Source organism: Thiofilum flexile DSM 14609, assembly GCF_000380185.1.
GTDB lineage: Bacteria > Pseudomonadota > Gammaproteobacteria > Thiotrichales > Thiotrichaceae > Thiofilum > Thiofilum flexile.
Window position 1 is genome coordinate 1 of record NZ_KB904786.1, and the last position, 16351, is coordinate 16351.

Here is a 16351-nt window from a genome sequence, read left to right on the forward strand (position 1 = left end):
CAAGAGATTGATACAGTATACAGTACACGAGTTTGATGACTTTCCTGAATTGGGTGATGTAGGCCCTGTAGTGACGAGAGTGGTGGATCATTGATAGATGATTCATGCATAACTCAAAACCACTACGAGAAGACCAAGAACCTGCATCGTATACCCTAGTAGTTTGCTTGGCACCCATAGAGCTGTGGAACCACCTGATCCCATCCCGAACTCAGAAGTGAAACGCAGTATCGCCGATGGTAGTGTGGGGTTTCCCCATGTGAGAGTAGGTCAGTGCCAAGCTTGATTTCTGAGCCTCGTTGGATGATCATCTGACGAGGCTTTTTTGTTTCTGGAGATTAAGTATCATATAACCCATATCAGCACCCAACGGAATAATCATTCCATCAGGTGCTAGATTACTGTTTGTTAGCTAACTGAGAATAGGTAATACGCCTAATCCAGCCCAAGGATTTCTTTGTCGCCACCAGTTTTGGGTAATGGTTCCGTATAACTTACGAAAATCGATGGGGCTAGCTAAATTCATATTATGATCCAGTTCATTTAATCGTGGTCTATCACCATGTAAACCACCACGCACTCTTCCTCCCATCACAAGATGCGTTGAGCCTGCGCCATGATCCGTACCTCGACCATAATTTTCTTGCACTCTGCGTCCAAACTCTGAATAAGTGACTACTAAGACATTATCCCATTTACCCGCCGCTTTCATTGCATTAGCAAAGGATGAGAGGCCAACCGATAAATGTTGTAGCAGATTACTTTGAGTATCGACTTGATTAACATGCGTATCAAAACCATCTAGCTCTACTTTGTAAGCGACGGCATCTACCCCATTGATAATCATTTTGGCAACAGACTCTAGACGGCGACCAAACACACTGGTTGAAAACGGAACATTGAGTCCTTGTGGGCGTGACATTTTGGTACGTAATTGCTCACCCGCTGCATAAAGCTGATGCTGTACTTGGGTAATATGCCTTAAAGCTGGACTAGTTGCGTTTGGCCTAATATCTTGTATTAAACTAACCTGACTTAAAAAAACTTCGGGACTTTGCATAGTAATTGCGTTGCAATCTTTACCACAAAAAGGCCCTGCGTTTTCATCTAAAATAATACCATGTAATCCCTGTTTAAAACGCGGGAGGATATTATTGAGCCAGCCTTCTGATCTATATTGAGCAGAAGCAGTTTCCCAAATATCTAAGGAGCGGAAATGGGAAAGGTCAGTGTTTGGATAACCTATTCCCTGTATCCAAGCAATTTCTCCAGCTTTCCAAAACGGCATTAACGCTTTCATATAAGGGTTTAATGCCATATTTTGTTCTAAAGGTAGAGCTAAATGCCTAGGCACAGCAATCGTAGGACGTAAACGATAATATTGTGGATCCTGATAGGGAACCACCATATTTAGGCCGTCATTACCACCACCTAATTTGACAAATACCACAATTCGATCGGGGCTGCCGGGAGCCGCTTCACTAGTGAGAGGTAAAAGGCTAAGAGTAGGTAGTGTTGCCGCTACCTTCAAAAAATCACGCCGTTTCATAGAGTTTTAATACTCGCGCTACACACTAAAGAATTATTCATCATAATTCGATAATTATTGATTAATATCATTAGACTACTTGGAATGCTGGATCTAGTAATAGACCACGCACCAAACGCCTATCTCCGGGTATTCTAGGTAATGGATTTACCGCAGGTACAGCAAGCATCCATTCTTGTAAGCGCTCATTACTCGTTTGAGGTAAATCTAATCCAGTAAATACGCGCCGATTTAAATTACCACGGGATAACTTAGTTAAATAAGAAGTTCTTACTAATAAGGTTTGGCTATTAACCCAATGTTGATCACCGGCCCAGCCCTTAACATTAGGAGGGTCAAAGAGTTCTTGCCCTAATAGTCGGCATAAATTGACCAGCTCAGTAATACCTTCTTGTGGATAAGGCACCATACGAATAGTCCCTATTAAAATTTCAATAGGTGATTTAGTAATCGTGCCACGGTTATATTTTACCCAAAACGCTTCATGATTTAATAAGGCTCGCATGAGTGCTCTTATATCGTAATCACTTTGTCTAAATGCTTGGGCTAAGTGCCGAATAATCCCCTGATCTAAACGCACAGGATTGATAAATTCACGCCATAATAGGGTAACAATATGCTCAGCAGTGCGAGGGTGTTGGAGCAGGATATCTATAATCTCATCACCATCAAATTGACCCGTACGGCCTAGAAAAGTGACTCGTTTAGAACTGTGTTGGTCAGGTCTTTTGACAAAAGTCCCGTTATTCGGGTCTAGACTCCAACCCGTGAAAGCTTGTGTGGCTGCCTTAACATCCGATTCACGATAATAACCGCGCCCTAGGGTGAATAGCTCTAGGAGTTCACGGGCAAAATTTTCGTTAGGGCTAGAACGCATATTCTGATGACCATCTAGATAAACCAACATAGCAGGATCTTTGGCTATCTCATGGAGTAGGTATCTGAAATTACCTAACGCATAATGACGTAATAATACATTCTGTTTATAGAGAAAACTGGGTTGTAAGGTTTTTTGAATAGAGGAAGTGAATAAGCCATGCCAAAACAAGGTCATACGCTCAACCACCGGCGATCTAGTACGGATCAGATGATTAAGCCACCAACCTTGAAGTAATTTTCCCTCTTGTTGGGCAATCACCCAGGCTTGTTTGCGACCTTGTGGATTAACTTGTCTTAAGGGCTCTAACTTGTTCCATGGCGACATAGCAGGAGGAGCACCCGGCAAGCTAATAGGCTGATTTAATACTAAATCAACTGCCACTGCTCTCGGTTTGCCCACCAGCCTTTGTATTGTCTCCCACTCAGCACCTAGTCCTGTGCGAGCTACAAGATGACGAGCATCACTGAATGTGAGTACTTGCATAATTCAATAGCTTTATTTAGTTAAAATTAGTATAACCTATGGTGATTGTTATTTAATGAGTTGTAAACCATTTTGTTATACTCATGAGTCTGAACACTACAAACTGTAGCCATAAATGGGTTAAACAAGCAAGCATTAAATACTTCATCTAATAACCTTTTCAGTGAACTACAAGCCGCCATAACCTAACATAACCCATCACCTTGAAACGAGACTCTAATTCTGATAGGGGGCAAGCTCTATTTGCAGTTAACAGTGTAGGCTTCTTTAGTAAACATAAATCTGCCAGTAATCTTGGTATTTGCATATTTTTAACGCATATTCCGTCGAATTAATGGTTGGTATTTAGCCTATGTTTTATATTTTAGCAAAGCGAGAGTAAATGAATGCTGAAGTAATGAAGCATAATGAGAAGATAAAGCAAATCGCCCAGACCACAGCTAGGTCTGAGCGAGAGAAGTTATTAGGGGTTTTAAATGAAGGGCTGAGAGCTATTCGTGAATAGCCTTTTTAGCAGCAGGTTCAGCGGCTAAATCAGAGGAGGCAGGGCGCTTATTACTTTCTGAACGAATCGCATGGGCGCGACCTAGTTTTCCGTATTCATCCTGTCCGGTTGCTGATTGAATATCAGCCATGCGTATTTTAAGCGTATGCTCATAAGAGGATCCTAACGCGCGTGGGTTACGTTCACGTGCTCTGCGGATGACGTCGGCATCCCCAGGAGCTACTAAATCAGTGACCACCGGAATACGAATAGTAGTATCAAAACGGTCGTGTTTAGACATTATGTTTTTTATCGCTTGTAAATTAAGTTGGGTAACACTCTTACACTCAGCTAGCCTTGGGGTTGGGGTAGCTAATTGAGTATATGATAGTCTAGAGTATAGCCGCGATCACGATAAAATTGGTAGCGTTTACGACCAGCGTGTAAAATGGCTTCGTTTTGATCTAAAATTTCTGCAAAGCGCTCAAAGCGGGCAAAAAAGGCGGGCATCGTCGCTGAGAGATTAATTAAATAATCACAATGCTCTAGCGGCTCATAATCATGTCCAATAAGAATCAGAGTATCTTTGTTAGCACTAGGGGCTAATTCGTGGGGCATAAAGCTAAAGTCATTATAAGTCCACAATAAATCATCTAACTGCAAACTCATAGCGGCATTGTCGGTATGAATATAGGTTTTTAATTGTTGGCTATAGGCTTTCTCAATCAGTTTACAAGCAAGGGTTAATCTTGCTTGTAATTGATTCGATTTCAGCACATAAAAACGAATATGGGTCATAACCGTGTTAGGCAACCTGAGCGCGATTTAATAACCATTGCGTCAATAAGGGGACAGGACGCCCGGTAGAGCCTTTAGCCGCACCACTTTTCCACGCCACACCCGCAATATCTAAATGCGCCCACGGATAGCTTTCCGTAAAGCGGGCTAAGAAGCAGGCTGCCGTAATCGTACCCCCAGCAGGGCCACCAATATTCGCCATATCGGCAAAATTACTTTTAAGCTGCTCTTGATACTTATCATTCATGGGTAAGCGCCATACTTCATCATCGGCTTGTTGACCGGCACTCCATAGTTCAGCGGCTAAGGCATCATTATTACTGAGTAAACCAGCCGTATGATGGCCTAGAGCAGTAATACAAGCTCCTGTTAACGTTGCTACATCGACTACTGCAGCCGGTTTAAAGCGCTCGGCATAGGTCAGAGCATCGCAGAGTACCAAACGTCCTTCCGCATCAGTATTGAGGATTTCAATGGTTTTGCCAGACATACTGGTGACAATATCACCGGGTTTGCTAGCACGTCCGCTGGGCATATTTTCAGCCGCTGCAATAATCATCACCACATTCAGGGGCAGGCGCATTTCTACACAGGCTTGGAAACTACCCAATACACTAGCGGCTCCACCCATGTCATATTTCATTTCATCCATCGCCAAGCCGGGCTTTAGGGAAATACCGCCGGTATCAAAGGTAATCCCTTTACCCACCAAGACAATCGGGGCTAGCTCTGCCCCCGCACCTTGATAGTTTAAAACAATCATTTTACCGGGTTGTTCACTACCTTTGGATACGGACATAAAAGACCCCATACCGAGAGCTTCCATATCACTTTCTTCCAATACGGTGATTTGCACCTGTGAGTGACGATCGGCTAGGGATTGTGCGGTTTTAGCTAAATAAGTGGGGGTACACACATTACCCGGCGCATTACCTAAGTCACGCGCCAAATAAGCACCGCGCTGAATGGCTAGACCTTGTTGTAAAGCGGCCTCACCTTCCCCTTGATTGGTTTGGGCTAACGTCCACTGGGTCAGGGTTGGAGCTGTTTCAGGTTTGCTTTTATAAACATTAAACGTGTAGAACACATCGCCTAAGGTCAATAGGCTCTGACGAATAGCTGCAGCCTGTTGTTCAGTCGCTAGTTCTTGAACTAAAAATGAGCTAACCTGAGTTAGATTAGCTTTTTTCAACACATTAGCGGTGGTACGTGTAGCTTGATTTAAGCTCTCTAGGTTGAATTTGGCTTGATCACCTAATCCTACTAATAAGACGCGTGGGCTGGTAATATTTTTAACTTTATAGAGCAGGCTGCTAGTATTTCTTTCACCTGTAAAGTCAGCCAATGCTAGGTGTTGTTGCAAAGCATTTTCACTAGTCTCATCTAGTAAGGCCGCTGCTTGAGATAAAATCTTATCAGCATAAACTCCAACAATCACACAATCGGTTGCTAAGGTAGTGGGATTGACTTCCGCTTGAAAGGCATATTGCATGTGGAAAATCCTTTAGTGGCATAGAGTGAAAGGATGGCACTATAGCACAGCCAAAGCGCTGGCTGCAGTGCGTCCTATTTTGCAAATATTAGCGTAAAAACTATTCTATTAACGAGGTGCAGGTATTAGTTTGGTGCGTGAATAGCGGTCGTGCCATGTCATTTTATCAGGATCAAATAACGCCATTACAAAACCAGCCCCCAGCATGAGCAAACTCATGAGGCTGACTATAAAACGCACGCTAGCCTGTTGCCAATTGAGAGGCTTACCTTCAAACGTCACCACTTTAATTTTCCAAGCCCGCATCCCTAAGGTCTGTCCACCATGTGTCCAAAACCAACCTAATAGACCATAAATCATTAGTATTTCAAGGAGAAATAGTAGATTTGCCAAAGTGGAGCGAGGCGGGATTTCTGGCAAGCCCAACAGTTGACTCACTATTGTATTAATAATCCCACCTATAATTAGGACGGTTGCCCCAATCAGCATCATGTCATAAAACATGGCTCCTAAGCGCCGTAATAAACTGACGGGTTCAACCACTAACATATTTCCTAATTAACGACCGTTTAAAAAGTTTTGCAACATAGCATGACCATGTTCCGTCAAAATGGATTCGGGGTGAAACTGTACACCTTCTACCGCTAAGGTTTTATGGCGTACTCCCATAATCTCATCCATGGAGCCATCCGCATTTTGAGTCCAAGCGGTAATCTCCAAACACGCTGGCAGCGTAGTTTGCTCAATGACTAGAGAGTGGTAACGTGTCGCCCGATAAGGACTAGGCAAATCACTAAATACCCCTATGCCTGTGTGATAAATCTGCGAGGTCTTACCATGCATAATCGATTTAGCGCGAATCACCCGCCCGCCAAATGCTTGTCCAATCGCTTGATGACCTAGGCACACACCAAAGATAGGAATATGTCCCTGATAACGTTGAATGGTAGCTAGTGAAATACCCGCCTCATTCGGCGTACAAGGCCCTGGAGAGAGCATGATTTTATCTGGTGCAATGTCATCAATAGCTTCGACGGGAATCTCATCATTACGCTTTACAATAACCTCGGCTCCTAACTCGCCTAGATATTGCACTAGATTAAAGGTAAAGGAGTCGTAGTTATCAATCATTAAAATCTTCATCGTGTTACTCCTCAACCCTGATTACCATTTAGACCGGCTAATGCTACCTGAGCGGCCTTAAAGACGGCACGCCCCTTATTCATAGTCTCATCCCATTCGGCCTGAGGCACGGAGTCGTAAACTATACCCGCACCGGCTTGAATATAGAGCTGCTCATCTTTAATCACTGCAGTACGAATCGCTATGGCGGTATCCATATTACCATTCCATGCAATATAGCCTACCGCACCGGAGTAGATCCCACGTTTGACTGGCTCTAGCTCGTCAATAATTTCCATGGCGCGAATTTTGGGTGCTCCACTGACCGTACCGGCAGGGAAGGTAGCACGTAGTACATCCATGGCGGTTTGATTCGGTAGAAGTGCGCCTGTGACATTAGAAACAATGTGCATGACATGCGAATAACGCTCAACCACCATCTTATCGGTTAGCTGTACCGAACCAATCTGACTCACGCGTCCGGTATCATTGCGTCCGAGATCAATAAGCATTAAATGTTCGGCGAGTTCTTTGGGGTCATTAAGCAACTCTTGTTCTAAGGCTTTGTCTTGCTCTTCGGTAAGACCACGTCGACGTGTACCTGCAATAGGACGTACCGTAACCGTATTATCCTCTAAATGGACTAGTATTTCTGGAGAGGAGCCTACGATATAGAAATCATCCAGATTTAAGAAATACATATAAGGTGAAGGGTTCAAGCGGCGTAACGCACGATATAAATCCAGTGGCGGCGCATTAAAAGGTAGGCTCATCCGTTGTGAGAGTACCACTTGCATGATATCGCCTGCAGTAATGTATTCGCGTGCTTTAGTAACCGCGTCCTTAAAACCTTGTTCGGTAAAACCCGATACAAAGTCTTGTTCATCAATAGCGTAAGAGCTGTGGCTAGCTTGGTAGAGGCGACGTGCTTCTTGTAGTTGAGTCTCTAAGGTATCTAGGCGACGCTGTGAAGCCTCAAAGCTAGTGGCATCGCTTAATACGATGAGATGCATTTCACCGCGTAGATTATCAAACACAATGACCTCATCCGAGACCATCAGTAAGATATCAGGTGTAGCAATAGGATCAGGTTTAGTCGTTTTAGCCAGTTTAGGCTCAATATAACGAATCGTATCATAGCCAAAATACCCCACTAGACCACCATTAAAACGGGGCAGGTCAGGCAGATCAGGTACTTTAAATTGAGCTTGATAGTCTTCGATCCAAGCAAGAGGATCTTGCGCTTCAAAATACTCAATGCCACGCTGTGCTTGATGGACTTCAATTCGATGCTCATAAACTCGAATCACCGTTTTAGCGGCTAAGCCAATAATCGAGTAGCGTCCCCATTTTTCCCCTCCTTGAACCGATTCAAAGAGATAAGTATAGGGTTTATCAGCTAATTTTAAGTAGGCACTGAGGGGGGTATCAAGATCAGCCAAAATACGGCGTGAGACGGGAATACGATTAAAGCCTGCCGCAATATAACGGTCAAATTCATTCCGATTCATGAAGAGTCATCCAATAAAACAATTACGAAAAAAGCCAGTTGGTTAGGTTTAACTTAACTGGAGAGACGCCATCGCCTTGTTTTATTGCATATCAACATAATGATTCAACTATCGAGTATTGAATAGAAGCCAGAGTCTAGCATAGGCACAGGATTTGTGAATAGTTGCTTATGTGTTAATTGGCAACTATCTATCCGAAAGACAGAGCCTAACTTCAGTTTAGGCTCTTTTAAAATAATACCGCCATTATCGATTAGATTAGCTATATTAATCCTAAGAATCTGAAAGATAGAGCTAATAGGTGAGTAAGAGTACGGTCTTGCCCGGTGGCGCTGTTCTTTAGGATGGAGAGAGTGTCAAAACAAACTAATGTTAAAACGAGAGAAATATATGGCGAATATTAAGCTCACTATGGCAATTGCATGCATGGCGCTTGCAGCATCCCCAGTCAGTATGGCAGCACCGGATCAAGTGACAGCGGTCATTAAAAAAATAGGAGAGTTTTCAGAGTCAGGGGATGGCTTTACTTTTACCACCGCAGCGGGTAAGGAATATTATATTTATGTTGCCAACGATAGCGTAAAAGGAGGCGAATACCTCACGGAGTCAGAGAAAAAAGGGACTCCCGTTTGCCTAACATTAAACCCAGAGCATGGGATGGGTGATATTGCAGCCGTTACTAAAGGGCGTTGCTCAAAGGCCAGTTCCGAGGAAAGTTGGTATCTATCTACCGCAGAGCCAGCCTTGACAGTACGTGATGCGGCGGGCGTAACAGGCAAGAAAATAGGTAGCGTTCCCGTCAATGGCAAAGTCAAAATCATAGAAAGGACTGGGGAAAAGGATTCCATTAGTGGTAAATCAGGCGAATGGGTGAAAATAGAATGGGAAAGTTCTTTTGGTTATGTGTTTGATAGTTTTCTGATTCCAGTGGGTGGAGCCAAAAAAGAAACCTCAACCAAAAGCTCCAACAAAACTACTATTGAAGAAGGTTTGATAAATGCACTGCGCTTGAAATCGGGTGGTGAGGAGCGTATGGCAGACTCTGGGAAAGCGATTCAAGCCTATATGAAGGCGGGGCTTATTGGCAAGAAACCTAACGGACGAGCTGACTATACCGACTATTACCTCTTAAAACAGCCCGCTCCTTTTATGGGGCATAGTCTGGTGGTGATTGAAGAGGAGTATATGAGTGAATACATCGGTTGTTGTGTGAGTCCTGGTGTGGGGGTCATTGTCAAAACGGTGGAAGGTGGGGATGGCTTAGCCGCGTTTGCGAGTAAAAACGGTTGTAGTGTTAGCGAGCATATTAATCTTAAAGAAGAGCTGAGTGGTCTGAAGCTAAAATCCCCTTTGCCAAAAGGTGATTTCTCCTCACTTAGTTGTCGTGAAAGAGATATAAACCAGTAAATCCACCTCTTTAACAACAGACGCAACCGTCGAGTCCAGCATGCTCTACTATCAAACACAGTACAGAATTGGGTAACATACCGCCTGTCAGCAACACGTAATAAAATTACCCTATTTGGAGTAGAGCAGGCATGCATATTGTGATTATTGGGAGCGGGGTTATTGGCACCACTACCGCTTATTATCTAGCGAAGCAAGGCCATACGGTGACGGTATTAGAGCGTCAACCACATTCTGGCATGGAAACCAGTTTCGCGAATGCAGGGCAAATTTCGCCGGGCTACTCTGCTCCTTGGGCAGGGCCTGGTATTCCCATGAAGGCCGTTAAGTGGATGCTAAGCGAACACTCTCCTTTGGCGATTCGTGCTAGTCAAGTGGATTGGCCTATGTTGCGCTTTATGGTCATGATGCTACGTAATTGTACTGTGTCACGGTACGATATTAATAAAAGTCGCATGCTACGGATTGCCGAATATAGCCGCGTGATGATAGATGAGCTGCGCCAAGAAACGAATATTCAATACGATCAACGCACCCAAGGCACCCTGCAAGTATTTCGTACTGATAAACAACTGCAAGGTTCTAAGCAAGATACCGATATCCTTGATGCCTGTAATGTGCCCTATGAGCGTTTAGATGTAGAGGGGTGTATTGCGGCAGAGCCTGGGCTGCATTATGTGCGGGATAAAATCAAAGGGGGACTACGTTTGCCTTTAGATGAAACGGGTGATTGTTTTATGTTTACCCAAAATCTCGCCCAGATAGCGCAAGGTTTAGGGGTAGAGTTTAAATATGGGGTCGCGGTACAAGCTATTCAAACCGCCAATACCCAAATCACGGGAATACAAACCAATCAAGGGCTGATGACTGCCGATAGCTATGTGATGGCTTTGGGTAGTTTCTCACCGCAATTATTGCGCCCGATTGGGATTGATATTCCGATTTATCCCGTGAAGGGCTACTCCATTACCGTACCTGTTACTAATCCAGAGGCGGCTCCGGTGTCAACGGTGATGGATGAAACCTATAAGGTCGCCATTACCCGTTTAGGTGATCGAGTTCGCGTAGCGGGAACCGCCGAGCTAACGGGTTTTGATTTACGTTTGCGTAATGAACGGCGTGAAACGGTGCGCTTTGTCCTGTCGGATATGTTCCCCAAGGCAGCGGATATGAGTCAGGATAATTTCTGGACAGGTTTGCGTCCTATGACGCCGGATGGCACGCCTATTATCGGGGCTACACCGTATAAAAATTTATTCATTAATGCCGGACATGGTACATTAGGATGGACAATGGCCTGCGGATCTGGCAAGTTAGTGGCGGATTTAGTAGCAGGTCAAGCACCCGCTATTGATATGAACAGCTTAGGAATGGATCGTTATAGTTTTGCTAATAAGGTAAGAACCTAGCAAAACTATACGGGGGGAGAGAGTTAGGGTATAGCTGTCGAAGATTTACCAAATCTTCGGCAGCCTAACTTTGAGTTAATTCACTTCATGAATCAATTGCGCTAAATGCCACAGTTTAGGTACATACTCCACCGCTGCCCTCAGTGATCTATCATCAGGGGTCTTTTGATAAAGCTGATAGAGATAATAATAAAAATTAGAATAATTAGCTTCTAAACCATCATTTACCACTTGCTCCATTAAGCGCTTGACATTACCCGCTCCCCAATTAAACGCTGTAAAGGTTAAGAGCCATGAGTCCGTTTCGGAATATTGTGCTACCTTAGCAAAATAAAAGTGATAACGATGTAAATGGGCTTGAGCCGCTTGCGTACTGAGAAGCTCGTGTTCTCTAATTTTATTCAGATGCCCCCCCCGAATTTTACTCGGTAAATAGGGTAGGGTTTTTAGCTCACTGAGTACCTCCGGAACCATTTGCCAATAGCCATAGTCAGCCGATTTATTACCCCGTTTGCCGTGCCATTGCGACTCCATATAGGCCAGTAGAAAAATGCTATCGGGCATACCTTTTAAATCATAAGTCGAGACAAAAGGATAGGAGCGTTTAAATGCCTCATTGTAATCATTGGTTCTCGCAGAATTAAGCCAGCGCATATTGGTAGCGACTTTAGCTTTTACTTTATTAAATACTTTTTTTCCTTTACCTTGTAAGGAATTTTTCACAAAGTAATCAAATAGAGCTGCATGGCGCTCGGCTAATTTTTTTAAAGTTAAGTCACTAGTTTTAGCCGGCAGTATAGTATCCCAGTCGGCTTTATCGTTGGCATGACTCAAGGGAGCCATAATGATTAAGCCAAGCATAAAGCTTAATAAAAGACGCTGCATTAGTAGTAAGTCCTTATTTGAGCGTAAAAATAATAAGTTTATTTAATCATCAAGCCGTGACGGCACTGATGGTTCTCATTGCGACTAAAGCACAGAAGCTATATACCCTAAGTTTAGATATTCCTGTAATTATCCCCCCTAGCTTAAGCAAATGCTGCAGTATAATCCGATATAGGGTAATAGTAAGGGAATAGATGGAGTTGGTTTTAGCGAACGCCTTAGCCTGCTTGTAAATGTCGTAATAGTCCCCATATTGTCGTGATGAGAGATGAAGACCTAGCGAATTTAAGCACGAGCTATTGTGCTGACTCATAGGCTGCTGTTCCACTGTTTTAATAAAGGTTTGAATATGAAAGAGAAGCAACTCTATCGTGTACTACGTAATCCCCACGGACATTGGGTAGGTGATGGGTTTCCAGTACGTACTTTGTTGTCCTATAACAGTGGCTTAGATGAGATGCAAAGTCCCTTTTTATTATTGGACTATGCAGGCCCTTATGATTTTCTTCCCACTGAAAAACGCTTAGGGGTGGGTGAGCATCCGCACCGTGGTTTTGAAACCGTGACTATTGTGTATGACGGTGAAGTAGAACATCGTGACTCCTCCGGTGCGGGTGGGAAAATTGGTAAAGGCGATGTGCAATGGATGACGGCTGCAGGTGGTCTGGTACATGAAGAGTTTCATGGCCGTGAGTTTGCACAGCGCGGCGGACGTTTTGAAATAGTGCAGTTATGGGTCAATCTGCCGGCTAAGGATAAGATGAACCCACCCGGTTATCAGGGCATTCTTGATAGCGATATTCCAGTTGCAACACTGGCGAATAATCAAGGTTATGTGCGCGTGATCGCAGGCGAGTTTGAGGGGAAACAAGGCTCTGCTCATACTCATACCCCTATTAATATGTGGGATATGCGCCTCAATGCGGGGGCGGCGTTGGATGTGGTTGTGCCAGAGGGACATTCTACTGTGCTGTTGGTCTTACAAGGACAGGTACAAGTCAATCGCTCCCATACGGTCAATGAAGCGGAGGTGGGCTTATTTGAGCATGAGGGCAGCACTATTCATGTGGAAAGTACCACCGATGCCAAAATACTACTGCTCACCGGAGAGCCGTTAAATGAGCCAGTGGTAGGACATGGGCCTTTTGTAATGAATACCCAGCAAGAAATCCGTCAGGCGATGCAGGACTATCAACGTGGTAAAATGGGGCGGCTGTAAAACTCCCTAAAACATGACAGAATGACGCCCTCTTAAATCACTATAGGACGTAGTATGTCATCTAGAATGATAGGTAGCTTGCTCAGTGTGCAGAGCATGCACACTGGACTAGGGCGGTTGTATTATAGACAGGCCGATAGGGCTATACGAGTTGCTTGGAGATAGGGATGAAACGGCTTTTAATCAACCGTATGTCGGGTCGCAATATACACGAAGAGCATCGGGCGGCTACTCCACTAGAACTATTTTATGATTTAGTGTTTGTGGTGGCGGTGGGAGCCTGTGCTTCCTCTTTGCATCATGCCTTAGTTGAGCATCATTACGAGGGTATTGTCATTTATCTCGCCATTTTCATCCCGATGTGGTGGGCATGGATGAATTACACTTGGTTTTCTTCCGCGTTTGATAGCGATGATACCTATTTCCGCTTGATATCTATGGTACAGATGGCGGGCGCTTTGATTATGGCTGCTGGTATGAAAGGCTTTTTCAATGGCGATGCCTTGCTAGGGCTATTGGGCTATATCGTGATGCGTGTAGCTATGATTTCCCTTTGGCTGCGAGTCGCTAAGGATGACCCCGAATATGCCACTACAGCCCGCCGTTATGCCTATGGCCTTTTAGTGATGCAGGTTTTGTGGGTGATTTGGTATTTAGTGACTCAGGATATGGGGTTAGTCGCACGTCTTACCTCCATGATGTTTTTCATGGCGGGTGAGTTACTAGTACCGTTACTCGCTGAGCGTGATAAGAATACCCCTTGGCATTCCCATCACATTGCCGAACGTTATGGCTTGTTAACCATTATCGTATTAGGCGAGGGGATTATTGGGGTTAGTAATGCCATTATGAATGCGCGTGAGGTCGATATCCTACACGCTTTATTGATTGGATTTTCAGGTACGGTCTTAGTATTCGCCTTATGGTGGCTATATTTCAAAGTACCCTTTGCTCAAGCCCTACATGCGCGTAGCTTAAAACGTGCCTTTATGTTTGGTTATGGTCATTACTTTATTTTTGCCGCTCTAGCTGCTGTGGGGACGGGATTAGAGTTGGTGGCAGATAATTTGACTGATAATCCGGGCGAACATAGTGGTAGTCCTACTATGGCTATTATTACCCTTGCAGTGGCGGTCGCAGTGTATATGCTAACCCTTAGTATTATTCGTGCCTCGGTAGTTAATGAGGGCAAACACAATCTAGCCGCTATTTTGGCAGCGCTATTATTGCCTACTTTATCCTCTGCTATTGCATTGACCCATTTATTGCCTATGTGGGTGAGTGTATTAGTAATTGCTGTAGCACCCATCGTTATGATTTGGCTCTATAGCCAAGAAGAGAAAGTGCTGGCTAGTCGGCATACCCAAGCTCATAGCGCTTAAATAATATCAATCATCTGGTTGTCATCAATCAGTAAAACACCACTGAGTCTACTTGCCATCGTAGTGATGCGATGGCAAGTATCAATGCCTAGCGACAAGTAATCAATTGCTTGAGTTCAACAAACGAATCAATCACATAGTCAGGGTGATAATTACGAATATCTTCACCATGATTATAACCATAGCTAGTACAAATAATGTGAAAGCCAGCCGCTCGTGCGGCTTGTACATCCGACTTAGAATCTCCAATCATGAGGCAATGTTGGGGTTTGACTCCAAAATACTCGGCTGCATGGAGTAAAGGCAGAGGATGTGGCTTTTTCTCAGGTAGGGTGTCGCCACTGATGACTAAGTCAAAATACCCACTTAATCCCATATCTTTTAAGAGCACCTGAGTAAATTGATCGGCCTTATTCGTCACACAGCCTAGCTTTAGCTCAGAGCATTGCTTGAGATAGTCTAACCCTTCCACCACACCATCATAAACGTGACTGCGTTCAGAGGTATGCTGACGATAGATGCTCATATAAATGGGCAAGGCTTTGGCGAGTAGTTCAGGGTCAGCATTGCCGTGCATATCATTACACAGCGCACGGGCGACTAAGTTCTGTAAACCATTTCCCACCCAATGCCGTACCGCCTCTTCTCCACGCGCAGGTAAGCCTAAAACCAGCATGGTTTGATCAATGCTATACGCCAAATCCGGCACACTATCGACTAAGGTGCCATCTAAATCACATAAGACGAGTTGAGGTTTTAATGGCATTTAAAAGCGAGCCTCGGCTAATTGCGCTCGGAATTGCTGCACAATCGTATTATAGCGCTGTGGGTCATTCGCATTTGCAGCACCAAAAATAGCGGAGCCTGCCACAAAGGTATCGGCTCCCGCCTCTTTAATCTCACGAATATTCGAGGCTTTTACCCCACCGTCGACTTCTAGGCGAATCTCGCGTCCTGAGGCATCAATGATCTGACGTACTTGGCGTAATTTAGTTAAAGCCGTGGGAATAAAGCTTTGTCCACCAAAGCCCGGATTGACGGACATGAGTAGAATCATATCCACCTTATCAATCACATATTCGAGAATGCTTAAGGGGGTAGCCGGGTTAAAGACTAAACCAGCTTTACAACCCTCATTTTTGATCAATTGCAAGGTACGGTCGACATGCTCAGAGGCTTCGGGGTGAAAGGTAATGTAAGTCGCTCCGGCTTGGGCAAAATCGGGCACAATGCGATCAACCGGTTTCACCATTAAATGCACATCAATGGGGGCGGTAACACCATGCTTACGCAGGGCTTCGCAGACCATAGGGCCAATGGTTAGATTCGGCACATAATGATTATCCATCACATCAAAATGGACGAAATCTGCACCGGAGGCGAGTACATGGTCGACTTCCTCACCTAATCGGGCAAAGTTGGCGGACAGAATAGAGGCGGAAATAGCATCAGTTTGGCGTGTCATGGGGGTCTTCCATACAAAAAACGGATAATAAACCACTCTAGCCCAAGCCTAAATAGGATTTAGCTTAACATTGTTGGGTAGGGTGAGTTACAGGGCAATCGCTTGAATCTTTATTGTTGTAGAGGGATGAGTGGCTCCAAGAGTTCGGCGAGATAATCGGTTGACCAAGCGGCCTGCTTGCGCCGTACTTTGAGACTATGCTTATTTGTCTGGCTGTACCGAAGTAAGTTAGTCGCCATCTGGCGTAGGAGGGAGAAATTGTGAG

The 16351-nt window shown here is 44.5% G+C and carries 15 protein-coding genes and 1 rRNA gene; 5 read left to right on the forward strand and 11 right to left on the reverse strand.

The window, feature by feature from the left end:
• Positions 1-166: 166 nt before the first annotated feature.
• Positions 167-282: ribosomal RNA gene (gene rrf, locus A3IK_RS0113650) — 5S ribosomal RNA — on the forward strand.
• A 130-nt stretch (positions 283-412) separates the two neighbouring features.
• Here rrf and A3IK_RS0113655 read toward each other — a convergent pair.
• From A3IK_RS0113655 to trpE, 8 genes are all read right to left on the reverse strand, one after another.
• Positions 413-1549 carry a DUF1501 domain-containing protein gene (locus A3IK_RS0113655; protein WP_020560542.1) on the reverse strand — a complete coding sequence of 379 codons (1137 nt, stop codon included), beginning with the start codon at positions 1547-1549 and terminating at the stop codon, positions 413-415.
• A 70-nt stretch (positions 1550-1619) separates the two neighbouring features.
• A complete protein-coding gene (locus tag A3IK_RS0113660) occupies positions 1620-2912 on the reverse strand; it encodes a DUF1800 domain-containing protein (RefSeq protein WP_020560543.1) in 1293 nt (430 codons plus the stop codon).
• A gap of 491 nt (positions 2913-3403) precedes the next feature.
• A complete protein-coding gene (locus tag A3IK_RS19510) occupies positions 3404-3697 on the reverse strand; it encodes a hypothetical protein (RefSeq protein ID WP_020560545.1) in 294 nt (97 codons plus the stop codon).
• Between the two features lie 71 nt (positions 3698-3768).
• Entirely contained in the window at positions 3769-4194 is a 426-nt protein-coding gene (locus A3IK_RS0113675) for a DNA polymerase III subunit chi (RefSeq protein WP_020560546.1), read from the reverse strand.
• Positions 4195-4201: 7 nt separating this feature from the next.
• The gene (locus A3IK_RS0113680) at positions 4202-5686 is read right to left on the reverse strand and encodes a leucyl aminopeptidase (protein WP_020560547.1); all 1485 of its coding nucleotides are present in this window, start codon (positions 5684-5686) and stop codon (positions 4202-4204) included.
• Between the two features lie 108 nt (positions 5687-5794).
• Positions 5795-6235, reverse strand: a complete 441-nt coding sequence (locus tag A3IK_RS0113685; RefSeq protein ID WP_020560548.1) for an RDD family protein — start codon at positions 6233-6235, stop codon at positions 5795-5797.
• Positions 6236-6244: 9 nt separating this feature from the next.
• Complete coding sequence (locus A3IK_RS0113690; RefSeq protein WP_020560549.1) at positions 6245-6829, reverse strand: anthranilate synthase component II; 585 nt, start codon at positions 6827-6829, stop codon at positions 6245-6247.
• An 11-nt stretch (positions 6830-6840) separates the two neighbouring features.
• The gene (gene trpE / locus A3IK_RS0113695; protein WP_020560550.1) at positions 6841-8319 is read right to left on the reverse strand and encodes an anthranilate synthase component I; all 1479 of its coding nucleotides are present in this window, start codon (positions 8317-8319) and stop codon (positions 6841-6843) included.
• A gap of 390 nt (positions 8320-8709) precedes the next feature.
• Between trpE and A3IK_RS20460 the strand changes: the two genes are divergently transcribed.
• Together A3IK_RS20460 and A3IK_RS0113705 are read left to right on the forward strand one after the other, a co-directional pair.
• Positions 8710-9726 (forward strand): SH3 domain-containing protein, encoded by a 1017-nt coding sequence (locus A3IK_RS20460; RefSeq protein WP_020560551.1) that lies wholly within the window; start codon positions 8710-8712, stop codon positions 9724-9726.
• Positions 9727-9857: 131 nt separating this feature from the next.
• Positions 9858-11135, forward strand: a complete 1278-nt coding sequence (locus A3IK_RS0113705; protein ID WP_020560552.1) for a D-amino acid dehydrogenase — start codon at positions 9858-9860, stop codon at positions 11133-11135.
• A gap of 75 nt (positions 11136-11210) precedes the next feature.
• Here A3IK_RS0113705 and A3IK_RS0113710 read toward each other — a convergent pair whose 3' ends face one another.
• Positions 11211-12020: a transglycosylase SLT domain-containing protein gene (locus A3IK_RS0113710; protein ID WP_020560553.1), complete on the reverse strand. Its 810-nt coding sequence runs from the start codon at positions 12018-12020 to the stop codon at positions 11211-11213.
• A gap of 349 nt (positions 12021-12369) precedes the next feature.
• Between A3IK_RS0113710 and A3IK_RS0113715 the strand changes: the two genes are divergently transcribed.
• Complete coding sequence (locus A3IK_RS0113715) at positions 12370-13239, forward strand: pirin family protein (protein WP_020560554.1); 870 nt, start codon at positions 12370-12372, stop codon at positions 13237-13239.
• 167 nt (positions 13240-13406) lie between these two features.
• A complete protein-coding gene (locus tag A3IK_RS19520) occupies positions 13407-14621 on the forward strand; it encodes a low temperature requirement protein A (RefSeq protein ID WP_020560555.1) in 1215 nt (404 codons plus the stop codon).
• Positions 14622-14709: 88 nt separating this feature from the next.
• On the opposite strand, the gene A3IK_RS0113725 is transcribed toward A3IK_RS19520, so the two are convergent.
• Both A3IK_RS0113725 and rpe read right to left on the reverse strand, forming a co-directional pair.
• The gene (locus A3IK_RS0113725) at positions 14710-15387 is read right to left on the reverse strand and encodes a phosphoglycolate phosphatase (protein ID WP_020560556.1); all 678 of its coding nucleotides are present in this window, start codon (positions 15385-15387) and stop codon (positions 14710-14712) included.
• Positions 15388-16086 carry a ribulose-phosphate 3-epimerase gene (rpe, locus tag A3IK_RS0113730; protein ID WP_020560557.1) on the reverse strand — a complete coding sequence of 233 codons (699 nt, stop codon included), beginning with the start codon at positions 16084-16086 and terminating at the stop codon, positions 15388-15390.
• Positions 16087-16351: the final 265 nt, after the last annotated feature.